This window comes from Methylobacterium marchantiae (genome assembly GCF_042679825.1).
Classification (GTDB): domain Bacteria; phylum Pseudomonadota; class Alphaproteobacteria; order Rhizobiales; family Beijerinckiaceae; genus Methylobacterium; species Methylobacterium marchantiae.
In genome coordinates, this window is the sequence record NZ_JBHTND010000003.1 from 1 (window position 1) to 21,211 (window position 21,211).

Here is a 21,211-nt window from a genome sequence, read left to right on the forward strand (position 1 = left end):
GCCTCTGGTACCCCATCGTCATCGCCATCGCGACCGCCATCATCGGGGCCCTCTTCCTCCCCGAAACAAAGGATCGCGACATCTTCACCTACGACGAGAACCCAGTCCGCTGAGACCGAGTGCCGGAGCCCCACGCATGTGGGGCTCCGGCTACCGATACACCTGCGTTCCGCATTCCGAGAAAAGTATTCGCTCGTCTAAAGATTATAAAGTCTGAACGTTAAAAGCGATGAATTCAAAATGTTGTGGTTTGTAGCTGCCTATTGACGTTCAAAGATAGAGGAGGCTTCGCGATGAGAAAAGATGATCACGATCACGAACCGCTCCCGGAGCTCTTCCCTCATTGGCGTGACAGGATGAGCGATGATGTCGAGGCATCGGTTTCCCATGCCGACATCGGAACGGATTCGACTGAAACACGCGGATCATACCCTCGGGCAACGATCTACGAACTTCCTGAAAGCCTGCGGCATCAGACGGATGACCGCCTCCTGCATGAGATCATAAAGAACATTCATGAGCTTGCGAGCAGAAGAGAGCTTTCGAACATAACGTTGCTGAACGACACGATAACACCGGAATACATTCGCTCCGCACGAGCGATGCTTGGATGGTCGATATCGGATATCTCGGAGAGAAGTGGGCTTTCCATATCGACGATCAAGCGTGTCGAGGGAGAAGCGCATTGTGTCAAAGAGCAAAGTTATCAGCTCGTCATCAACACTCTGAGGACCGGCGGAATTCGCTTCTTCAAGCTGAACGACGGCACGATCGCTTTGGCAAAGGCCAGACGATATTCCTTATAACAACGATATTATTGTAAAAATTGACGACAAGATCGAGGGAAATTACGGCTCTTAGAGTCTGTTTGATCTGATTGATTTGCAGATTCTCATGCGAAATTAAACCATCCCATCGGACTACGTCATCCTGAGATGCACTTTACAAGAGCAAAGGGCTTTGAGAGAGCCCTCCAGACACCAAAGCGATCCCTGGAAGCCTCCTTCGAGGCCGCTATGCGGCACCTCAGAATGAGGTAAAGCCTTGGAAAAACAACTCAAACAGGCTTTTATAAATTTTGCAGATGAGCCGAAGTCGGACGTGGAGCTGGCTGGGCTGCTTCCGCTCGTGGACGCTGCCACTCGTGGACGCTTCCGCCTTCACGACGCGCGTGGCTTCGGATGCGTGACATGCGGCCTTCGAAGTCCTCCACACGCCGCTCCGCATGGATCAGGCGGTAGCGAGGCTGGTGCTCCGGACGGAAAGCGTCGATGCGGACCGATCATCGTGAGCCTCGGCCTCTGCCTGCCTCGCGAGGGCAGCATGCCGGCCGATCCCTCCCGCACCGTTTCAGGCTCGATCCGTCACACCCCATGCCGGGATCCGCGCAAGGGTGAACTCCGCCTGTCATGGCGCCCGCTTCGCGAGCTTGGGAGCCTTCCGGGAACTTCGCGCGGTTCAATGGCCGCACGCGCCTGGTGGTGGAGCGGAAGCGAGAAGCCTCCGCTCCACCGATTCGGACTGGATACCGTCTCAGATCATCCAGCCATGGGCGGAGCTCAGGTCCACGCCCTCGAGCAGGATGATGGCACCGTCGCGCGTGTTGGTGATGACCGTGCCGTCGAAGTCGGCCGTTTGCGTGTGAGCGGCCTGCCAATCCGAAAGACGCCCGTACACGTTCAGCTTGTCGCCGCCGAGACCGTCGAAATCGTGGATCACGTCGGCGGTCGTCATCGTCGTCCCCGTGTCTCCGGCTCGGAACTGGAACTGGTCGATGCCGTGGCTCGCGGTCATGTGGTCGACACCGGTTCCGCCGGTCACCACCGCTTTCCTCAGGCTGACGTGCGAGAGATCGATCACGTCGTCGCCGCTGCCGGCATTGATCGAGACCACCGTCGTGCTGCCGTCCTGCACGCCGTCTCCATTGTGAATGGCATTGGCCTTCTCGAGCCAGTTGCCGATCCCCGTGCCGGCATTGTCCTTGTTGCCGTTGTAGAACGCGAGCGTATCGTTGCCCTCGCCGGAATTCGCCGAGATGGAGCCGCCGCCGTTGGTCAGCAGGCTGACGACGATCTTGTCGTCCCCGCCGCCGGTCGTGAGAATGCCCTGCTTCAGGTTCTCTACGGTGAGCTGGGAATCACCGGTCGTGTTGAGCAGCGTGACATCGGCCCGGACGAAGTCCTTGAGAGAGAGGGTCTGAGCCGTCTCGGAATTGATGACGACGTTCTTCACGCTGTTCCAGGCGCCCTCGACATCGAACGTGGTGCCATTGTAGGCGTCCTGCGCGCCGTGGACGACGCCGGCGCCCTTGATGACGGCGATGTCGCCGCTCACGAAGCCGGCCATGTCCACCGCCTGCGTCGTATTGCCGTTCAGGAAGGCCACCGCCAGTGACGGTGCACCTGTATCGGCGGAAACGCCGAGACCGCGCGGATCGACCCAGATCGGCATGCCGTTGTCGTCGTAGATCGCGTTGCCGTTGCCGATCTCGTTCTGGTTGATCGCGAGCCGGTCGCCGCCCCAGGCGTAGAACACCTTCCCGTCGGCGGGCACCGCGCGGTCGAAGGTGATCCTGATGTGGGTCTCGTCGACGATCTCCGCCTTGACGCCCTGGGCGTCGGCGGTGGGATCGTCGTAGCCCGAGCGGATGCTCCATCCGATGCCGCGATCGGCCGTCAAGTTCAGCGGCAGCATGTGGTCGGCATTGTCGTGCTCGACCGTCAGCAGGAGCTGGTCTGCGCGGCCCGCGACGGCATCGGCGCGCACCACCTTCGGACCCTCGTCGTCGATGTCGCCCTTCGCGATGGCCATCGGCGAGCCGGGGAGCGCCGAGGCCTTGAACTGCTCGGCGACGGCCTGGGCGATGCGGTTGATCGTCTGCTGCGCATCGGTGATGTTCATATGGATGCCGCCCGGGGTATAGGGCGCATCACCGTTCATGGTGGTGTCGCTGCTCTGGTTCTCCACGAAGGCTGCGTTGAAGAATTTGTCCTCGGTGAGTTGGGTCTGTCCCACCCGGATGGTCTGGTTCAGGATCGGCTGGAGCGGCTGCCCGAAGATCGGGAAGGCGATCGCGTTGACGAAGAGGTAGGGCGTCGTGCTGGCGTCCTGGCCGAGGATACCGCGCACGAGGCCCGCCTCGTAGCGCACGGCGCTCTCCCACATGTCCGTCGTCAGCTCCGTGTTGAGGCCGTCGAACTCGTTGTGCAGGTAGATGATGCCGGTGGGCGCAGCGCGCTGCGCCTCGGACAGCTTGCCGATGGCGCTGAGCAGGCCGAGCTCGACCGGTGTCGCGTTCCAGCCCTTGGTGTAGTCGCCGTCGACCGGGCGCAGCCAGTCCTTGGTCAGCGCGGTGGCCCCCACCTGGGTGTTCGCACCGTCGGGCTGATTGTTCGTGCCGAGGAAGTTGACCTTCTGGTTGATTCCGTCGAAGCCGAGCAGCTTCTCGACCTGCTCCTTCAAGGACGGCAGGAGGCCGTAATTCGTGATGTACTGCGAGTTGGACTGCCCGCGCAGGATGAGGTTGATCTCCTGCGTCTGCGGGGTCGCCTCCGTCTTGTTGAAGACGGCATCGCTGTGGAACCCGACGTCGAGATCATTCTTCACGGAGCCGGCGGCAAAGGTGCCGGTGGCGATCGTAGCGGGGCTCGTGGCCTTCAGGCCATCGGGGGTCGCCACCGTGACCCTGTAATTGCCGGCATCAAGGCCGTTCAAGGCGTAATGGCCCGAGGCGTCGGCGACCGTCGTCTTGATGGCATATCCGGCACTGTTCTGGACCACCACGCTGGCCCCGGCCAGTCCGACCTCACCCGCTCCCTGGATGCCGTCCCCGTTCTTGTCGAGGAACGCGGTGCCGGAGAGGCTGACCGAGGTCGTCGTGTCGCGGAGTGCCTGGTTGAATCCCAGGATGTCATCCGTGGCGCCGATCTTGATCGTCTGCGGATTATAGCCGGTGGCGACCTGGCCGGTCGGAGTGACCATCTGCACCACGTAGCTGCCGGGCTTGAGATTGTAGAAGCTGTAGACGCCGTCGGCGCCGGGCAGGCCCCGATCCGCGTTGCTGCTCGTCGTCTCGTAGAGGAGCTCGCCGGACGTGCTGAGAAGCTGGACCTTGACGCCGTTCATCGCCGTCTCGCCGCCGTCCATGCGGCCGTTGCCGTTGCCGTCCTGGAAGGTGAAGCCCCGCACGTCGTTGTTGAAGAGGTAGAATCCCTCGTCGAGCGTGACGGCCGCGCTCTCTGCGACCTGGACGTCCTTGATCAGGTCGTAGCCGTTGGCCAGCTGCACCCCGGCATTGCCGCGAAACCCGCCGGCCGCGTGGAACTGAACCGAGTAGGTGCCGGCGGCGAGGTTGCCGAAGCTGTAGGCGCCCTGGCCGTCCGTCGCCCGCGTGGCCACGATGGTGCCGTTGGCGTCGATCAGGTCGACCGTGAAGTTGCCGACGCCGCCTTCCCCCGAGTTCTGGATACCGTCCGCGTTCCCGTCGAAGAAGGCTTTTCCTGAGATGCTCGCGTTCGAAACTGCCATGTTCGTCTCTTCCCTATGACGATGACGTCACGATGCGCTCTTGCGGCGCATTCACGACTAAGAACTCGATCAGTTCAGGCGTGAGCTAAAACAGCTCATCTGGAAAAGCATGCGGCTAATGCCTGCCTCATCGGAGTTGCCATCGCCATAGCATTTGATGAACCGAAACATAAGTTCAAAATTCGGTATGGAAGTTACATATCAGGTAGAATATTGCACCGCCTGGACATGCGCGATCTTACGCATAGTACGTATTTCGCGCGCGGCCCGGTTCGGGAGAGGCTCGATGTGTCGGCCAGGTGGATCCTCGGGCATGCGCTGGCGGGGACGGCTCCTGCGCGGCGAAGACGGCGATCCGCCGGACCGGGCACAGCGCAGGTTCACCGATCCGCGACGGAACCGCCTCGACCTCGACCTCACGATCGAGCGGCGCTGCGTCCCACATCCCCGTTCGATCATGACACCCAGACGGGCTGTCCACGAAAGCCGTCAGCGGGCCACGCCCGGCGACTGTCTTAGACCCCGCCGGGGATGCGGATCGCGCAGGAGTGTCGCGAGAGGGATTGCGCCCGCTTTCCGTGCGAGCACGGATCGAAGATCACGGTGATTTCGGGGAGTTCTGCCGCACCAGCTATGTGAAGCGTGATGGCGCGCCCTGCGGGAATCGAACCCGCCTTTTCAGCGTGAAAGGCTGACGTCCTAACCGATAGACGAAGGGCGCGTGTGCTCTGGAGCGAGGGTTCTATAGGCGGCTTCCCCCGGCAGGGCAACCGCCGTTTCGTGGTGTTTGCGGCTTGACGAACGGCATGGCGGTCGCTTTGTCGCTGCTCAGCAGCGATGCGGCGGTCACGCCGTGCCTCGGGACGATGGACAACACCATGAACACGCGACGCGACGGGCCCGGTGGGCCCCGCACGAGCCGGCCCGGCGGCCCCCGCGACCGCTTTCGCAACGGTCCGCCCTCCTCCGGGCCGCGGGGGGCGAGCGGCGACCACGTCGTGCTCTACGGCTGGCACCCGGTGTCGCAGGCGCTGGCCAACGAGGGCCGCGGCCTGCACCGGCTCCTTGCCACCGAGAATGCCCTGGCGCGCCTGACCGAGGAACTCGGACCTCTGCGGATCGACGCCGAGCTGGTGCGCCCCAACGCCATCAACGCCCTGCTGGGGCCGGATGCGGTGCATCAGGGACTCTATCTCGAAGCCGATCCCCTGCCCGGCCCCGAGCTCGACGAGCTTCCGGACGATGCCCTGCTCCTTGCGCTGGACCAGATCACCGACCCGCACAATGTCGGCGCCATCGTCCGCACCGCCGCGGCCTTCGGTGTGGCCGGCATCATCACCACGGCGCGGCATTCGCCCACCGCCACCGGGGTCCTGGCGAAATCGGCCTCGGGTGGGCTCGAACACGTGCCTCTGGTGATCGTGCGCAACCTCTCCGATGCGCTGATCGACCTCGGCAAGCGCGGCTTCACCCGCATCGGCCTCGATTCCGAGGGCGAGACCACCCTCGATGCCGTGGGCCCGCAGCGGCCGGCGGTGATCGTGCTGGGCGCCGAGGGCAAGGGCTTGCGCCAGCGCACGCGCGACAATTGCGACGTGCTAGCGCGCATTCCCTTCAGCGGGGAGATCCGCAGCATCAACGTCTCGAACGCGGCCGCGATCACGCTCTATGCGTTAAGTGCAAGGTCAAAGGATTAGTTTTATTCCTAGTTCTTGATTGAGGTATCAATGACTTTAATTTCATTATTTTCTGGTGAAGATGGATTTGCCTTCCTTGGCGATTCTCTTTTGACATCTAATTCAAAAGATTATTTTGATCATCCTCTTCCTACTACCCCATTACCCAATGAAAACAATAAAGTTGTCGGAAGAGATTTTTATGTAAGCGGGATGGCAAGAAAAATATCACCAATTACTGATGAATTGTGTATAGCGGCTTCGGGTAATATATCTGAAATTGGTCAGATTATAGAAAAATTAGTAAAAATTTCCCGACCAGGACTTTATGGCACGAAAGATCTTGGAGATTTATATATGGAATCTGGATTGGCGGAGAGCAAATTCAGTAGCGTTCTTGCTTCCTCTGGCGACGGGCAAGCGTATTTCATACCGACGAAGATGCATATGCAAGAGCATGGAAAGGGGAGGCGTGTCTTCGTCGGAGGGACAGGTCAAAGTTCATTCAACAAAAATTATCTAAAGTTTTTTAGGAAGAAAAAGACAAATATTATAAAGACAATCAATAATTCCATCTCCATGTGCGCGACGATGATGATAGCGCAAGATAGAACTGGATATGGGCTCGATAAGCGATATGGAGGATTTTTTGAGACTGTATTTAGTGGAGAAAATAAATTTGAGCCAGTAACCAATATCTTGTATATATTTCGCAATTGGTGGTGGGACAAAAACGATAAATATAACTATCTTGCTAAAGAAATATATCATACATCTGGCATATTTCACAATGTTGATGCAATGCTATACGCAACTCACGTCGGAGATAACATTTTCGTAATACGTTGGCTCAGTGGCGATATACGGGTATCAATTATTCCCTCTCTTACTCAGCATAGATTTGTACCGCTGTCCCGGTTTTTTAATAATATTGACCATGTCGTTGAAACACTACTTCACGGAAGTGGTAAATATGCATTTCAAGTTTTTCCTAGCAAAGAACAGCATTCTAATAATTATTCTCTGAAGATAGACGATGTAAATTGTGCAGCGTACATACCTAATAAATTATCAGAAGAGATGATCAAGCAAATAGGTATGTTTCCAAAGATATAACTCCGTAGAAGCCAAATTATTCTTATGTCAGCGCCAGAACGGCGTCACGTCGAGCAGCGCCTCGTGCGCCTCTTCCGCCGCCTTCAGCAGGTCCGTCGTGCGGGCCTCGCCGTCCGCGGCGGTGAGGCCGGCGGCGAACAGCGCCCGGTCGTCGCCGTCGGACGCCTCGCCCTGGCCGGTCGTGAACAGGCTCGCGATCACCGAATGGGCGGTGGCCAGATCGTTGAGCGCGCCGAGATGGTCCTGCAGGTCCGAGAGGGCGGAGACGAAGGCCTTGTGGCGCTTCTGCGCCTTCTTCTCGGCATAGAGCGAGGCGAAGAATTCCGCGCCGTAGCGCAGCTTCTTCGCCTCGATGCGCACTTCGTGGCGTTCTTCCGCGTCGAGGCGATGGAGATGGCGGCCGCGCTTGCGGATGCGGCGGCGGGCCTTGTCGAGGACCTCCTCGGCATAGTCCCTCGCCGAGACCGTGCTCTGCCGCTCCTCGCTCCGCCAGGGCCCGGTCTCGATCCACGCCGACAGGTCGAGGATCAGGCTGCGCCAGGACTGGGATTCCAGGATGGTGAAGACGGCGTCGTAGGCCCGCTCCCGCTCGGCTTCGAGGCGGAGGCGCAGATCGTCGAGCCCCGGCTCGTCCGGTCGGCGCGCCATCTCCTCGGCCAGGGTCTCGCTGAGGAAGACGTCGAGGTTGCGGGCTTGCCCGAACGGCTCGGTGACGCGCTTGATCTCCTCGCGCAGATGCGACGCCGCCGGATCGCCGGCGAGGATCGGCTTGAACAGGGTGAAGGCCGAGCGCAGGCGCCGCAGGGCGACGCGGATCTGGTGAAGCCCCTCCGCGTCGCGGGTCTTGAGGAAGACGTCCTCGTTGAGGCGCAGATGGGTGAGGCAGGCGAGGGCGATGATGCGGAAGGCATCGACCGCCGAGCCTTCCCGGGCGAGGGTGACGGAGCCGGCCTTGCTCGGACGGCGCAGGGTCTTGCCGAGGAGCCTGAAGCCGCGCTCGCTCTTCGACAGCACGCCGAGGCGCAGCGGCACCGTCTCGGCGAGGGCCTGCGCGAGGGAGAACAGGTCGCCGGGCCGGCCCTCGACCAGTTCGAGTTCGAGCTCCCACAGGGGCACGTCGCCGGCCGGCGTCTGCACCCGTCCCTGATCGAGGGTGGCGGAGATGCGCGAGGCGCCGTGCGTGACCGCGCGGGTTGTGCGCTCGATGACGGTCGTGACGACGGGCACGAGGTCAGGCGACGCCGCGTTGCCGAGCACGTCGGGAACCGGCGTGTCCTCCAGGAGAGACAGGTCCGGAAGCGGGCCGTCCACGGACCATTCCCATTCCGGACGGTCGAACAGCCCGGCGGCCGAGGAAGCGGACTTCACCGTCTGGACGTGGCGCTCGCCGTGGCGGCGGACCCGCAGGGTCAGGCCCTGGCGGTGGAGATCCCGCTCGGCGGTGTCGTAATAGGTGGCGGTGAGGAATTCGGATTCCGTCGGCTCGGCGACGGCGAGAAGCGGGTGGCGCGCCAGCTCGGCCAGCTCCGCGGCGCCGCAATCCAGCTTCAACTCGACTTCCCTCGGGGTACTCATCGAACGTCCTGTCTCTGATACGGAATCTCGGGCGCCAACGCGCGAGGACCGTGTGGGGATCATCCATGGGCTTCGTCTGCCACGCAAGCGCGCCATGCCGCAGCCCGGATAGACAAACCGGAGAAATCCCGTAGCTGGAACGGCATGGCCGGGCTGATCCGGCAGCCGATCCGCTCCATGGGATCATAGGCACGGGATCATAGGGTTTCGATGACGACGGACCGGGTGAGGGCCGACCGGCTCCTGGTCGAGGGCGGCCATTTCGAGAGCCGGGCGCGCGCCCAGGCGGCGATCGAGGCCGGACTCGTCACCGCCGACGACCGCCCGGTGACCCGCGCCTCGGACAGGCTCGATCGCCATGCGCGCATCGTGGCGAGCGCGCCGCATCCCTTCGTCTCGCGCGGCGGGCTGAAGCTGGAGGCCGCGCTGAGCGGGTTCGGCCTCGATCCCTCCGGGCTCGTCTGCCTCGATGTCGGCGCCTCCACCGGCGGCTTCACCGATGTCCTGCTGAAGGGCGGGGCCGCGCATGTCTACGCCGTCGATGTCGGCCGGGACCAGCTGCATCCCTCGCTGCGGCGCGACCGCCGGGTGACGAGCCTTGAGGGCCGGGACGTGCGCGGCCTCGATGCCTCGGTGATCCCGCGCCCGCCCGCCCTCGTGGCGATCGATGTCAGCTTCATCGCGCTTCGCCTTGTCCTGCCCGCAATCGTGCCGCTCATGGCACCGGGTGCGGCTCTCGCGGCACTGATCAAACCGCAATTCGAGGCGGGGCGGGACCGGGTCGGCCGTGGCGGCATCGTCCGCGACGAGGCCGTCCATCGGGCGGTCTGCGAGGAGGTGACGAACCTCGTGGCGGATCTCGGTCTCACGGTCCTCGGCCTCATCCCCTCCCCCGTCGCCGGCGGCGACGGCAATCGCGAGTTCCTCATCGGGGCACGCTCGACGGTGCGTCCATGACGGAAAACTCCATGCCCGAACATTCCAAGACCGACCATTCGAAGTCCGACCCTTCGAAGACCGACCCTTCGAACCTTCGCACCGTCGAGATCACCCGCCTCGGCCTGCGCGGCGACGGCATGGCCGCGGACGGCACGATCGTCCCCCATGCCCTGCCCGGCGAGCGGGTCTCGGTTCGCGGCGAGGGCGCGCGCACCGCGCTCGTCGCGGTGGAATCTCCGTCGCCGGACCGGATCGATCCGTTCTGCGGCTATTTCGGGACCTGCGGCGGTTGCGCGGTCCAGCATCTCGCTCACGCGCCCTATGCGGCCTGGAAGCAGGGCAACCTCGTGCAGGGCCTGGCCCAGGCCGGAATCGATACCGCTTGCGAGACCATGCGCGACGCACACGGCGGAGGCCGCCGCCGGCTGACGCTCCACGTGCGCGAGATCGAAGGCAAAGGCGTCGCCGGCCTGATGGCGTCACGCAGCCACGACCTCGTGGCCATCGACCATTGCCCGATCACCGTCGAACCCCTGCACAGGGCGCCCGCCGTGGCGCGGGCGCTGAGCGCGCCCCTCGGCCATGGCCGCAAGCCCCTCGACGTCGCCTTCACGGCGACGCAGGCCGGTCTCGACGTGGACCTGCGCGGGCACGGCCCGGTGAGCGAAGGCCTCCGCGCCACTCTGGTGCGGCTCGCCGGCGAGCTCGACCTGGCGCGGCTCTCCCTCCACGGCGACATCGTGGTGGAGCGCCGCGCGCCGGCGATCACCAGCAGCGGCCTACGCCTGGTGCCGCCGCCGGGCGGCTTCCTGCAGGCGACGGAAGCGGGGGAGGCGATGCTCGCCGAACTCGTGGTCTCCGCCCTGGACAAGCGCGTGAAGCGCGTCGTCGACCTGTTCTCCGGGGCCGGTCCGTTCACCCTCGCCATGGCCCGTACGCGGGACGTCCATGCGGTGGAGGGCGAGGCCGCCGCCCTCCTCAGCCTCGACCGCGCCTTCCGCGCCACGCCCGGCCTGCACCGCGTGACGAGCGAGAAGCGCGACCTCTTCCGCCGCCCGCTGCTGCCGATCGAGCTGGAGACCTACGACGCCGTCGTGTTCGATCCGCCGCGCGCCGGAGCGCAGGTCCAGGCCAAGCGCATCGCGGAATCGAAGGTGCCGCTGGTCATCGGCGTCGCCTGCGACATCGGTTCGTTCGCGCGGGATGCGGCGACCTTGATCGAGGGCGGCTACCGGCTCGAACGGGTGATCCCGGTCGATCAGTTCAAGTATTCGAGCCATCTCGAGATGGTGGGCGTGTTCCGCCGCGAGGTGGCGAAGCGTCGGCGGCTGGTGACGTAGGCCCGTTCGCCGAAGATCCGGAGATTTCGGTGCGTTCCGGCACGCGGCACGGCCGCCCGACGGCATGGCAGCCTCGCTCGCACGGCCATGGCCCGACGGGGCGGAAGGGGCCATCTTCGAGGAACACACAGCCTTCGAATTCAGGACCCTTCGTCGTGGACGTCTTCACCGCCAAGCTGCTGGTTTCCGCAGCCATCGTCACTTCCGTCGCCGCCTTCTCGCTCCTGACCGCCGGATGGGCGATGCTGGATGCCTATCAGGACTTCCGGCGAGGGGTCGAAGAACGCGCCGCCTCGCAGCCGCGGGCCTGAGCTTTTCGCGACCGGACGGGGCCTCGATCAGAACAGGGTTCCCTGGGCATCCTCGTCGCTGGAGAGCGGGCGCCGCTCGCGCGGAGTGTCCGATACCGGTTCCGGCTCGGGCCGACCGACCGGCACGACGAGGTCCGGCCCATCGTTGCGGGCGTCGTTGACCCGCGCACTCACGACATCGAGGGTCAGCCACGCGTCGGGACAGGGCCGGCACAGGCCGACCGCCTCCCGCGGTTCGGTGCCGAGATGGTCGAGCCACGGTTCGATCGCCTCCGGCGGCAGGATCGCCGGCATCCGGTCGTGGATCGCCGCCATGGTGCCGTTGGCGCCCGTCGTGACGATGGCGGCGGTGTCGATCTCCGAGCCATCGGCGCCGAGCCAGTTCTCCCACAACCCCGCCAGCGCCATCGGCGCCCCGTCGGCCCTGCGGATCATGTAGGGTGTGCGCGTGGCGTTGCGGCCGGTCCCCTCGCGGCGCCATTCGTAGAAACCGTCGGCGAGGAAGACGCAGCGGCGGTGTCGGATCGCTCCGCGGAAGGTCGCCTTCTCCTGCACCGTCTCGACGCGCGCGTTGATGATCAGCGGAAAGCCCTTCGGATCCTTCAGCCAGCCCGGCAGAAAACCCCAGCGCATCAGCCGGAAGTGGCGCTCGCCGCGCTCCGCCATCACGATCGGCACCGGCTGGGTCGGCGCCACGTTGTAGCGCGCCGGGAAATTCGGCCGCTCGGGATAGCCGTAGAACAGGCGATAGATCTCGGGAGCCTGAAGGGCGAAGAAGCGACCGCACATTGACGCATTTTCCGCAATCCGCCCCGGGATGCGGGGCCTGCCAAATGTCGCTGTCCAAGCAGAGCAGAGCCGATGCGCTGCCGTCCCTACAGCCACTTCTTCCAGCGGAAGAAGACATACGGCAGCACGGCGGCGACGACCATCATCACCACCGCCATCGGATAGCCGAGGTTCCAGTCGAGTTCCGGCATCGCCTTGAAGTTCATGCCGTAGATCGAGGCGATGAGCGTCGGCGGCATGAACACCACCGCCATGACCGAGAACAGCTTGATGATGTTGTTCTGTTCGAGGTTCACGAGGCCCAGCGTCGCGTCGAGCAGGAACTGGATCTTCGAGGACAGGAAGGTCGCGTGTTCTTCCAGCGATTGCAGGTCGCGCAGGGTCGAGCGCACGTCCTCGCGCAACTCGCGCGGGGCCTTGGCGGTGCGGTAGGTGGCCGAGAGCGCGAGCAGGATGCGCTCCATCGAGACGAGGCTCTCGCGCTGCTTCGAGATGAGGTCGCCGTGGCGGCCGAGGGCGCGGAGCGTGTCCTGCAGCGCCGTGTTGCGCGCGGACGGGTCGGCCTTCTCCTCGAAGATCTTGCCCGAGAGCCGGTCGATCCGCTCGCCCTGGAGCTGAAGCACGTCCGCCGCCCGGTCGATCACGGTCTCGATCAGGCCGGCGAGGATGGTCTCGCCCGAGGGCGCGGCCGAGGGGCCGTTGCCCGTCGAGCGTCCGGCCCGCTGGGTATACATGCGGAAGGCCTGCGGCTCCTCGTAGCGCACGGTGACGAGGCGGTTGCCGCGCAGGATGAAGGTGATGCCGGCAAGCCCCGGCTCTTCCGCCTCGCTGACCTTGCTCAGCACCCGCCCGGTCATGTAGCGCGCCCCGTCCTCCACGTAGAGGAGTTCGGACGGCTCGATGTCCTTCATCTCCTCGCGCGTCGGCACGGAGATGCCCATGAAGGCTTCGACCTTGAGGTCTTCCTCCCGCGTCGGGCGGATCATGTCGAGCCACACGGTCTCGTCGGGGATGGCGTCCTGCAGTTCGAGGGGGCGGCGGTCGAGCAGGGTATGCCCGGGTCCGGCGATCGGCTGATGGATGAAGATCACGCTTTACGTCTCAGGCGAGGGCCCCGGAAGGCGGTGTGTTCGCATCCGGCACGAAGAAGTCCGGCGCAAGGGGTATGCCGGGTGTGACGCGGTATTGTGTGAAGTCCGTGACACCTTGCTCCGCGAGGAAGCTGTCGTCGATGAGGAAACGGCCGGTGACCTCGCGGGACGGTTTCAGGAACAGGGCATGGGCCGCATCGGCGATGATCTCCGGCGTGCGGCTCGCCTGGATCAGCGCCTCGCCGCCGAGGAGGTTGCGCACCGCTGCCGTGGCGATGGTGGTGCGCGGCCACAGGGCGTTCACCGCGATGCCGGAACGGCGCAATTCGCCCGCCAGTCCCAGCACGCAGAGCGACATGCCGAACTTCGCCATGGTGTAGGCGAGATGCGGCGCGAACCACTTCTCCGCCATGTCGAGGGGCGGCGACAGCATCAGGATATGCGGGTTCGCGGCCTTCTCCAGATGCGGGATCGCGTATTTCGAGACCATGTAGGTCCCGCGCGTGTTGATCTGGTGCATCAGGTCGAAGCGCTTCATCTCCGTCTGCGGCGTGCGCGTCAGCGCGATCGCGCTCGCATTGTTCACGACGATGTCGATCCCGCCGAACGTCTCCGCCGTCCGGGCGATGGCCGAGGCGACGCTGTCCTCGTCGCGCACGTCGACGAGGAGCGGCAGGGCCCGCCCGCCCGCCGCTTCGATGGCGGCGGCTGCACTATGGATCGTGCCCTCCAGCTTCGGGTGCGGCGTGTCGGTCTTGGCGGCGATGGCGACGTTGGCGCCGTCACGCGCCGCCCGCAGGCCGATGGCCAGCCCGATGCCGCGCGAGGCGCCGGTGATGAAGAGGGTCTTCCCCTTCAGCGACTGAAAATCCGTCATGGCCGTCTCCTCACGATCCGAGTTGGAAGCGCGGCGGCGTCGAGCCGTCGGCATCGGTGAAGCCGTACTCGGCGGCGAGATCGCCCGCGTGCAGGATGCGTCCGGCTTGGGCCTGGACGTTCGGATCGGCGGCGAGCGCCGCCAGCGCCCGTCCCGCATAGAGCGGGCTTTCCGTCGCCCGGTCGGCATGGCCGTTGTCCCGCGCCCGTTCGGTGCCGACGAAGCCGGGCGAGAGCCCGAGCGCCGTGACGCCGTGGGGCGCGAGTTCCTGGGCGCAGGCGAAGGCGAGCCGGTTGGTGTTGGCCTTGGCCAGATCGTAGAACACGTCGCCGAGATAGCCGGCCTGCGTGTCGAACGAGACCAAGGCGATGAGGCCGCGCTTGGCCGAGACCATGGCCGGTGCGACGGCGCGGGCGAGGAGCAGCGCCGGATACGGGCCCGTTTCGAAGAAGCCCGAGAACGGCTCGGCGGACCGCCGCCAGAACGGCGTGCCCCATTCGGCTCCGTCGGCATAGCGCTCGCCGTCGAACCCTTCGTTGCCGCCCCAGACGCTGGAGACGGCGACGTCGATGCGGCCGAAGCGGCGCAGGGCCCAGTGGACGAGGCTGTCCACCGCCCGCTCGCTGGTATGGTCGCAGAGATAGTGATGTCCATGGCCGCCGGCGGCATCGACCTCGCGGGCGGTGTCCTCGATGGTCTCCCGCCTGGCCTCGGTGCGCGGCCCGGTCTCGCTCGACCGGGCGGTGACGATCACCGTGGCGCCGGCTTCTCCCAGCCCCCGGGCGATGCCGCGTCCCACCCCGCGCGAGGCGCCGGCCACGAGGCAGATCGCCTTGCTCAGGTCGGGCATCGTTCGCCCGCTCACGATTTCGCCCTGCCGAGGAAGCGTGCGAACGCCTCCTGCGCCTCGGGCGCCCGCAACCGCTCCTCGAAGGCGACGGCCTCGGCCTCGAGGGCGGCCTCGACATCGGCCTGATCGCCACGGATGAGCCTGCGCGTCGCGGCCACCGCACCGCGCGGAAGGGCGGCGATGCGCGCGGCCTGGGCCAGGGCGTGGTCGAGCAGGAGGTCGCTCGGCGCGATGGCGTTGACGAGGCCGAGCCGCAGGGCTTCGTCCGCGTCGAAGGGCTGCGACAGGAGCAGGAATTCCGTGGCCTTCGGCAAGCCGATCCGGCGCGGCAGCAGGTAGGACGAGGCCGCTTCCGGCACGAGCCCGAGTTCCACGAACGGCATCCGGAACCGCGCCGCCGGGCTGGCATAGACGAGGTCGCAATGCAGCGTCAGCGTCGTGCCGATGCCGACCGCGATCCCGTCCACCGCCGCCACCATCGGTGTCGTCGTGCGGGCGAGCTGGCGGATGAATTGGAGCGCCGGCGCTTCGGTGAAGGGCTTTCGCGATCCGGCGACGAAATCGGCGATGTCGTTGCCGGCGCTGAACGCACCGGGCATTCCGGCAAAGACGATCGCACCGACGGCATCGGAGACGTCCGCTCCTTCGAGCGCGAGGCGCAGGGCGTCGTACATGGCGCCGGTCAACGCGTTCTTCTTCTCCGGCCGGTCGAGGCGGATGAGGCGGACGCCTTCGGGCGTGTCCTGGATCGCGACGTGCTCGCTCATGTGGGTCCTCGCTGTCCGGTGATCTTCCTCCCGGCTGGCCGCTCCCCCCTCCCCCGCAGAGGGGGGAGGGTTTTCGTACTCACCCCGCCAGAGCCAGCATCCCGTCCTGCGTGAAGCCGCCGCCATCCACGACGCTCTGTTCCAGGCCGCTCGCCGCGGGGAGCAGGTTCTCGGCGAAGAACCGCGCCAGGGCGATGCGGGCGCCGTGCGCCGGATCGGTCTCGCCGGCCTTCAGGGCGGCGTTCGAGGCCAGAGCCGCGCGGGCGAGGCAGGTCGCGCCCTGTGCGAGGCCGAACAGGCGCAGATAGGGCGTCGCCCCGGCCTGGGCCTCCTCCGGCCGGTTGGACGCCAGGGCCTTCAGGAGGAAGCTCGTCGCCCGGTCGAGGCTCTCGATCCCGGCGCGCAGGCGCGGCCCGAGATGGCCGAAGGCCGGCGTGGCGTCCTTCTGGACGGCTTCCGCCACCCGGCGCATCGCGGCGAGCTGCGCCCGCACCGTCGCCCCGCCGTTCAGCGGCAGCTTGCGCGCCACGAGATCGATGGCCTGGATGCCGTTGGTGCCCTCGTAGATGGCCAGGATGCGCGCGTCGCGCATGTGCTGGGCCGCGCCCGTCTCCTCCACGAAGCCCATGCCGCCATGGACCTGAACGCCGAGGGACGTCACCTCGTTGGCGATGTCGGTGGAGAAGGCCTTGGCGACGGGCGTCAGCAGCGAGGCCCGGTCGAGGCCCGCCTTGCCTTCCGGTCCGCGCGCCGCGTCGAGGGCTTCGGCCGTGAGGTAGCAGATGCCGCGAGCCGCCGCCGTGTAGGCCTTCATCGTCAGCAGCATGCGCTGGACGTCGGCGTGTGCGACGATGGGGCTGACGGGATCGGTCGAGCCCGCCGCCTTGCCCTGGCGCCGGTCGCGGGCATAGGCCAGCGCCTGCTGGTACGACCGCTCGGCGACGCCCACCCCCTGGAGCCCGACATTGAGCCGGGCCGAATTCATCATCGTGAACATGCAGGCGAGACCCCGGTTCTCCTCGCCGATGAGCCAGCCGATGGCTCCTCCCCCGTCGCCGAAGGCCATGGAGCAGGTCGGCGAACCGTGGATGCCGAGCTTGTGCTCCAGCCCCGAGCAGCGCAGGTCGTTACGGCTGCCGTCGGGCAGGATCTTCGGCACCAGGAACAGCGAGATGCCGCGCGTCCCGGCCGGCGCGTCCTTCAGCCGGGCGAGGACGAGGTGGACGATGTTGTCCGCCATGTCGTGCTCGCCATAGGTGATGTAGATCTTCGAGCCGACGATCCGGTAGGTCCCGTCGCCTGCCGGCTCCGCCCGGCTGCGCAGCAGCGACAGGTCCGAGCCCGCCTGCGGTTCGGTGAGGTTCATCGTGGCGGTCCACTCGCCGGAGACGAGTTTCGCGAGGTAGCGCTCCTTCAGCTCGCGGGAGCCGTGCTTCGACAGGGCCTCGATCCCGCCGGCGGTGAGCAGCGGGCAGAGGGCGAAACTGATGCTGCCCGCATTCCACATCTCGCTGCAGGCGGCGTTGAGGAGCAGGGGCAATCCCTGACCGCCGTAATCGGCCTCGGCACTGAGGCCGTTCCAGCCGCCCTCGATCCAGGTGCGATAGGCCTCGCGCCAGCCCGGAGACGTCGTCACCGCGCCGCCCGCGAGGCTGGCACCCTTCCGGTCGCCGACGGAGTTGAGCGGCGCGATCACCGCATCGGCCACCCGGCCCGCCTCCTGCAGGATCGCGTCCGCATCCTCCATCGTCAGGTCGCCATGGGCGCCCGCGGCGATGGCGGCGTCGAGCCCCGCCACGTGGCGAAGGGCGAAGCTGATCTCGGCAACTGGCGTGCGATAGGACATGGCCGCATCTCCCGCGTCGTCTCGAGCGACGCTTCTCCCGTGTTTGACGCGCGAGCCGGCCCGGCGATAGGGCCTGTCGCGCCTTGCGCCCACAGGCATAGGCAAGACGGGATCGCAGGGATAGGCACATCCCCGAGGGGATCCGGCGCGACGCGAGGCGCCGTTCGGACAGGGGATAGTTTAGATATGAACCATCTCGGGTCAATCCCCGGAGAGACGGTCAGGCTCGGCATCGACCCGGCGGGAATCGAGCATGCGGCGGCTTTGCTGCGGCAGGGCGGCCTCGTCGCGTTTCCCACCGAGACGGTCTACGGGCTCGGCGCCGACGCGTCCGATGCCGAAGCCGTCGCGCGGATCTACGCCGCCAAGGGGCGGCCGAGCTTCAACCCGCTGATCTCGCACGTGGCCGGCCTGGAAGAGGCACGGCGCGAGGGCGTATTCGATGCGGTCGCCCTGCGCCTCGCGGAGGCGTTCTGGCCCGGCCCGCTCACCCTCGTCGTCCCGGCGGCACTCGGCGCGACCGTCAGCGACCTGGCCCGCGCCGGTCTTCCCAGCGTGGCCCTGCGCGTCCCGGCCCATCCGGTCGCCCTGTCCCTGCTCGAACAGGTCGGACGGCCGGTGGCGGCGCCCTCCGCCAATCGCTCCGGTCGCGTGAGCCCGACATGCGCCGAGCATGTCCTCACCGATCTCGATGGCCGTATCGCCGCCATTCTCGATGGAGGAAGCACCCTGGTCGGCGTCGAATCGACGGTGATCGCCTGTCTCGACGGCAAGGCGCGCCTGTTGCGGCCGGGCGGGGTCACGCGCGAGGCGGCCGAGGCGATCCTCGGTGTTTCCCTGGAGGAAGGGCCCGATGCCGGTGCGGCGCCGATCGGCCCGGGCCTCCTCGCCTCGCATTACGCGCCGAGAGCCGCCGTGCGGCTGGACGCATCGCGGGTCGAGCCCGACGAGGCGGTGCTGCTGTTCGGGCCCGTCGATCCGCCGGGAGCGGAATCCGCCAAGGCTCGCTTCAACCTGAGCGAGGCCGGAAATCTGCAGGAGGCGGCGGCCGTTCTGTTCTCCGCGCTGCGTCGCCTGGATGCGGCCGGTACCCGAACGATCGCCGTCGCGCCCATTCCGGCAAACGGTCTCGGGGAAGCGATCAACGATCGGTTGCGCCGAGCCGCGGCGCCCCGTTGAAAATAATTTCGAAAGTCGTGGAACCGCTCCGTATCGACCACGTTGAATGGTTCAGAAGGTCAGTTCAGCCCCCAATGACCTTCTCCCTTTCAAGGCTCGGAGCGATCCGAGCCTTTTTTCTTGCGCGCTTTCCAGTGCCGCTGAAATTCCGTCCCGGTCCACCAAGGCCCGCCGAGGCGGGCCTTTCGAGACGAGATCCGGGACGAAGGGCTTCCGTTCAGCCCGCGAGCTTGGCCGCGATACCGGCCACGTGCCGCCCCTGATAGCGGGCGCCGTCGAGCTCCACGGCGATCGGCTGGCGGCTCCCGTCACTGTCGGCGATGGTGGAAGCGCCGTAGGGCGTGCCTCCCTTGACCTGTTCGACGCCGCTCTGCCCCGGGAAGGCGTAGGGCAGTCCGACGATGACCATGCCGTGATGCAGGAGCACGGTGTGGAAGCTCGTGAGAGTGGTCTCCTGTCCGCCATGCTGGGATGCGGTAGAGGTGAAGACCGAGCCGACCTTGCCGATGAGCTTGCCCTGGGCCCAGAGGCCGCCGGTCTGGTCGATGAACTGCTTCATCTGGGCGGCCATGTTGCCGTAGCGCGTCGGCGTACCGAAGATGATCGCGTCGTAATCGGCCAGCTCGTCCACCGTGGCGATGGGCGCCTGTTGGTCGAGCTTGTAGTGGAACTGCTTGGCGACCTCGTCCGGCACCAGTTCCGGCACGCGCTTCACGCTGACCTCGGCCCCGGCCTCGCGGGCGCCCTCGGCGACGGCATTCGCCATCTGCTCCACATGGCCCCAGGACGAGTAATAGAGGACCAGAACCTTCGCCATTTCCTGCACTCCAGATCGAGGGTGGCTGCAAAGCAGCCTTTCGCCGAACCCGATATCGTCGTCCTGAGGGCTTGCGGAAATGCCTCGATCTGCAAAGGCTGTTTTGCATTGCTGCAAGGTCGCGTGAGGAGCTCAGCGAAGCGTGTCGGACTGGGATGATTTTCGCTTGGTGAGGGCCATCGCCGAGCAGGGCGGCCTGACCCGTGCCGCCGATCATCTCGGCATCAACCATTCGACGGCGTTCCGCCGCCTCGGCAATATCGAGGCGTCGATCCAGGCGCCGCTCTTCGAGCGTCACAGGTCCGGCTACGTCCCCACCGAAGCCGGCCGCGCCATGGTGCTCGCCGCCGGGCGGATGGACGACACCGTGGCGCAGTTCAACCGGGAACTGGCGGGACGCTCCTCGGAGCCCGCCGGCGACCTGCGGATCACGGCGCCCGCCGGACTCGTCACCGCGATCCTGATGCCGATCTTCGCCGGGTTTCGACGGCGCTACCCGCGCATCCGGCTCGATCTCGTTCTGGCCGAGGAATCGCTCAATCTCTGCAGGGATGCGGATGTGGCGATCCGCGCCAGCGACCGCCCTCCCCCGAGCCTCGTCGGGCGGCGCCTCGCCACCATCAATTGGGCTATCTACGGAACGCGGGACTTCGTAGGACGGCCCTTATCCGAATGTCCCTGGATCTGCCCGAGCGAGGGCGTGGCCGGCGGACGGTTCACCGCCTTCGCCAAGACCCGGATGGGACCCGACGGGCTCGCGATGTCGATCAACACCGTTCTCGGGCTGCGCGAGGCGATCGAGGCCGGCTGCGGCGTCGGTCCGCTGTCGCGATGGGACGCGGACATACGGCCGAACCTGATCAGATTGTCCGACAACGAGCCCGAACTGGCGACCTCGCTGTGGATCCTGACGCATGCCGACCTGCGTCATGCGCCGCGCGTCCGCGCCTTCATGGACGCCATGGCCACTGAGATCGGGACCATGCGCCCGATGATCGAAGGCACAGAATAGGATCAGCCGATCGATTCGATCTCGATCTCGTGGCCGTTCACCTCGACGGTGTCGCCGGCGCTCTTGCCGGTGAGGGCGCGTGCCATGGGCGACACGTAGGAGATCGATCCCTTGGCGGGATCGGCCTCGTCCTCGCCGACGATGCGGAAGGTCTGCTTGGTGTCGTCTTCCTTGATGATCGAGACCGTCGAGCCGAAATGGACCTTGTCGCCGTCCATGGGAGCCACGAGCTCGGCCGAGCCGAGACGGGCGGTCCAGTAGGCGAGATCGCGCGTGACCCGGGCCTCGTCCGCCTTGGCGTCGGGCTTCAGCGCCGAGAACTCGGCCTGCAGCCGCGCGACCTCCGCTTCGATCTGCGCGAGCCCCTCGGGGGTGACGAAATTCGGATGGGGCGAAAGCGGACGATCGGGGAGATCCTCGAAGGCTTCGCCGCCTTCACGCTCTTTGACGAATGCACTGCTCATGAAGGCGGCAATGCTTCGGACGCCGAACGGTTCCG

Annotated in this window: 18 protein-coding genes and 1 tRNA gene; 8 read left to right on the forward strand and 11 right to left on the reverse strand. The window is 65.8% G+C overall.

All coding sequences use genetic code 11. The annotated features are described in order from the left end of the window. Positions 1-293: 293 nt before the first annotated feature. A complete protein-coding gene (locus ACFQ4G_RS02820) occupies positions 294-806 on the forward strand; it encodes a helix-turn-helix domain-containing protein (protein WP_238208575.1) in 513 nt (170 codons plus the stop codon). Between the two features lie 727 nt (positions 807-1,533). On the opposite strand, the gene ACFQ4G_RS02825 is transcribed toward ACFQ4G_RS02820, so the two are convergent. Both ACFQ4G_RS02825 and ACFQ4G_RS02830 read right to left on the reverse strand, forming a co-directional pair. Next, entirely contained in the window at positions 1,534-4,527 is a 2,994-nt protein-coding gene (locus tag ACFQ4G_RS02825) for an SdrD B-like domain-containing protein (protein WP_238208576.1), read from the reverse strand. 646 nt (positions 4,528-5,173) lie between these two features. Continuing rightward, positions 5,174-5,248: transfer RNA gene (locus ACFQ4G_RS02830), tRNA-Glu, on the reverse strand. A 157-nt stretch (positions 5,249-5,405) separates the two neighbouring features. On the opposite strand from ACFQ4G_RS02830, the gene rlmB reads away from it, so the two are divergent. Together rlmB and ACFQ4G_RS02840 are read left to right on the forward strand one after the other, a co-directional pair. Further along, positions 5,406-6,224: a 23S rRNA (guanosine(2251)-2'-O)-methyltransferase RlmB gene (rlmB, locus tag ACFQ4G_RS02835; RefSeq protein WP_238208601.1), complete on the forward strand. Its 819-nt coding sequence runs from the start codon at positions 5,406-5,408 to the stop codon at positions 6,222-6,224. A 30-nt stretch (positions 6,225-6,254) separates the two neighbouring features. Beyond that, complete coding sequence (locus ACFQ4G_RS02840; RefSeq protein WP_238208577.1) at positions 6,255-7,319, forward strand: hypothetical protein; 1,065 nt, start codon at positions 6,255-6,257, stop codon at positions 7,317-7,319. Positions 7,320-7,346: 27 nt separating this feature from the next. Here ACFQ4G_RS02840 and ACFQ4G_RS02845 read toward each other — a convergent pair whose 3' ends face one another. Then, complete coding sequence (locus ACFQ4G_RS02845) at positions 7,347-8,894, reverse strand: CYTH and CHAD domain-containing protein (protein ID WP_238208578.1); 1,548 nt, start codon at positions 8,892-8,894, stop codon at positions 7,347-7,349. A gap of 210 nt (positions 8,895-9,104) precedes the next feature. Between ACFQ4G_RS02845 and ACFQ4G_RS02850 the strand changes: the two genes are divergently transcribed. The 3 genes from ACFQ4G_RS02850 to ACFQ4G_RS02860 all read left to right on the forward strand — a co-directional run bounded on the left by ACFQ4G_RS02850 (position 9,105) and on the right by ACFQ4G_RS02860 (position 11,484). After that, positions 9,105-9,851 (forward strand): TlyA family RNA methyltransferase, encoded by a 747-nt coding sequence (locus ACFQ4G_RS02850; protein ID WP_238208579.1) that lies wholly within the window; start codon positions 9,105-9,107, stop codon positions 9,849-9,851. 119 nt (positions 9,852-9,970) lie between these two features. Beyond that, a complete protein-coding gene (locus ACFQ4G_RS02855) occupies positions 9,971-11,173 on the forward strand; it encodes a class I SAM-dependent RNA methyltransferase (RefSeq protein ID WP_238208602.1) in 1,203 nt (400 codons plus the stop codon). Between the two features lie 155 nt (positions 11,174-11,328). After that, complete coding sequence (locus tag ACFQ4G_RS02860) at positions 11,329-11,484, forward strand: hypothetical protein (RefSeq protein WP_238208580.1); 156 nt, start codon at positions 11,329-11,331, stop codon at positions 11,482-11,484. 27 nt (positions 11,485-11,511) lie between these two features. Here the strand turns inward: ACFQ4G_RS02860 and ACFQ4G_RS02865 are convergent, their stop codons facing one another. The 6 genes from ACFQ4G_RS02865 to ACFQ4G_RS02890 all read right to left on the reverse strand — a co-directional run bounded on the left by ACFQ4G_RS02865 (position 11,512) and on the right by ACFQ4G_RS02890 (position 17,704). Continuing rightward, positions 11,512-12,273 (reverse strand): SOS response-associated peptidase, encoded by a 762-nt coding sequence (locus ACFQ4G_RS02865; protein ID WP_238208581.1) that lies wholly within the window; start codon positions 12,271-12,273, stop codon positions 11,512-11,514. Positions 12,274-12,359: 86 nt separating this feature from the next. Further along, complete coding sequence (locus ACFQ4G_RS02870) at positions 12,360-13,364, reverse strand: magnesium transporter CorA family protein (RefSeq protein ID WP_238208582.1); 1,005 nt, start codon at positions 13,362-13,364, stop codon at positions 12,360-12,362. A gap of 10 nt (positions 13,365-13,374) precedes the next feature. Further along, positions 13,375-14,241 (reverse strand): SDR family oxidoreductase, encoded by an 867-nt coding sequence (locus ACFQ4G_RS02875; protein ID WP_238208583.1) that lies wholly within the window; start codon positions 14,239-14,241, stop codon positions 13,375-13,377. A 10-nt stretch (positions 14,242-14,251) separates the two neighbouring features. After that, positions 14,252-15,091 (reverse strand): SDR family NAD(P)-dependent oxidoreductase, encoded by an 840-nt coding sequence (locus tag ACFQ4G_RS02880; RefSeq protein WP_238208584.1) that lies wholly within the window; start codon positions 15,089-15,091, stop codon positions 14,252-14,254. A gap of 11 nt (positions 15,092-15,102) precedes the next feature. Further along, positions 15,103-15,858, reverse strand: a complete 756-nt coding sequence (locus tag ACFQ4G_RS02885; RefSeq protein WP_238208585.1) for an enoyl-CoA hydratase-related protein — start codon at positions 15,856-15,858, stop codon at positions 15,103-15,105. A 79-nt stretch (positions 15,859-15,937) separates the two neighbouring features. Further along, positions 15,938-17,704 carry an acyl-CoA dehydrogenase gene (locus ACFQ4G_RS02890; RefSeq protein ID WP_238208586.1) on the reverse strand — a complete coding sequence of 589 codons (1,767 nt, stop codon included), beginning with the start codon at positions 17,702-17,704 and terminating at the stop codon, positions 15,938-15,940. Positions 17,705-17,890: 186 nt separating this feature from the next. Between ACFQ4G_RS02890 and ACFQ4G_RS02895 the strand changes: the two genes are divergently transcribed. Next, positions 17,891-18,883 (forward strand): L-threonylcarbamoyladenylate synthase, encoded by a 993-nt coding sequence (locus ACFQ4G_RS02895; RefSeq protein WP_238208587.1) that lies wholly within the window; start codon positions 17,891-17,893, stop codon positions 18,881-18,883. A 217-nt stretch (positions 18,884-19,100) separates the two neighbouring features. Here the strand turns inward: ACFQ4G_RS02895 and wrbA are convergent, their stop codons facing one another. Then, entirely contained in the window at positions 19,101-19,700 is a 600-nt protein-coding gene (gene wrbA, locus ACFQ4G_RS02900) for an NAD(P)H:quinone oxidoreductase (protein WP_238208588.1), read from the reverse strand. A gap of 142 nt (positions 19,701-19,842) precedes the next feature. Between wrbA and ACFQ4G_RS02905 the strand changes: the two genes are divergently transcribed. After that, positions 19,843-20,712, forward strand: coding sequence for a LysR family transcriptional regulator (locus tag ACFQ4G_RS02905; RefSeq protein ID WP_238208589.1), 870 nt, complete (start codon positions 19,843-19,845; stop codon positions 20,710-20,712). 2 nt (positions 20,713-20,714) lie between these two features. On the opposite strand, the gene greA is transcribed toward ACFQ4G_RS02905, so the two are convergent. Continuing rightward, positions 20,715-21,176: a transcription elongation factor GreA gene (greA, locus tag ACFQ4G_RS02910; RefSeq protein WP_238208590.1), complete on the reverse strand. Its 462-nt coding sequence runs from the start codon at positions 21,174-21,176 to the stop codon at positions 20,715-20,717. Positions 21,177-21,211: the final 35 nt, after the last annotated feature.

What these genes read in the sequence shown, in the direction of transcription:
- ACFQ4G_RS02820 (WP_238208575.1), top strand. Translation starts at nt 294, where the DNA reads ATGAGAAAAGATGATCACGATCACGAACCGCTCCCGGAGCTCTTCCCT.
- ACFQ4G_RS02825 (WP_238208576.1), bottom strand. Translation starts at nt 4,527, where the DNA reads ATGGCAGTTTCGAACGCGAGCATCTCAGGAAAAGCCTTCTTCGACGGG.
- rlmB (WP_238208601.1), top strand. Translation starts at nt 5,406, where the DNA reads ATGAACACGCGACGCGACGGGCCCGGTGGGCCCCGCACGAGCCGGCCC.
- ACFQ4G_RS02840 (WP_238208577.1), top strand. Translation starts at nt 6,255, where the DNA reads ATGACTTTAATTTCATTATTTTCTGGTGAAGATGGATTTGCCTTCCTT.
- ACFQ4G_RS02845 (WP_238208578.1), bottom strand. Translation starts at nt 8,894, where the DNA reads ATGAGTACCCCGAGGGAAGTCGAGTTGAAGCTGGATTGCGGCGCCGCG.
- ACFQ4G_RS02850 (WP_238208579.1), top strand. Translation starts at nt 9,105, where the DNA reads ATGACGACGGACCGGGTGAGGGCCGACCGGCTCCTGGTCGAGGGCGGC.
- ACFQ4G_RS02855 (WP_238208602.1), top strand. Translation starts at nt 9,971, where the DNA reads ATGGCCGCGGACGGCACGATCGTCCCCCATGCCCTGCCCGGCGAGCGG.
- ACFQ4G_RS02865 (WP_238208581.1), bottom strand. Translation starts at nt 12,273, where the DNA reads ATGTGCGGTCGCTTCTTCGCCCTTCAGGCTCCCGAGATCTATCGCCTG.
- ACFQ4G_RS02875 (WP_238208583.1), bottom strand. Translation starts at nt 14,241, where the DNA reads ATGACGGATTTTCAGTCGCTGAAGGGGAAGACCCTCTTCATCACCGGC.
- ACFQ4G_RS02880 (WP_238208584.1), bottom strand. Translation starts at nt 15,091, where the DNA reads ATGCCCGACCTGAGCAAGGCGATCTGCCTCGTGGCCGGCGCCTCGCGC.
- ACFQ4G_RS02885 (WP_238208585.1), bottom strand. Translation starts at nt 15,858, where the DNA reads ATGAGCGAGCACGTCGCGATCCAGGACACGCCCGAAGGCGTCCGCCTC.
- ACFQ4G_RS02890 (WP_238208586.1), bottom strand. Translation starts at nt 17,704, where the DNA reads ATGTCCTATCGCACGCCAGTTGCCGAGATCAGCTTCGCCCTTCGCCAC.
- ACFQ4G_RS02895 (WP_238208587.1), top strand. Translation starts at nt 17,891, where the DNA reads ATGAACCATCTCGGGTCAATCCCCGGAGAGACGGTCAGGCTCGGCATC.
- wrbA (WP_238208588.1), bottom strand. Translation starts at nt 19,700, where the DNA reads ATGGCGAAGGTTCTGGTCCTCTATTACTCGTCCTGGGGCCATGTGGAG.
- greA (WP_238208590.1), bottom strand. Translation starts at nt 21,176, where the DNA reads ATGAGCAGTGCATTCGTCAAAGAGCGTGAAGGCGGCGAAGCCTTCGAG.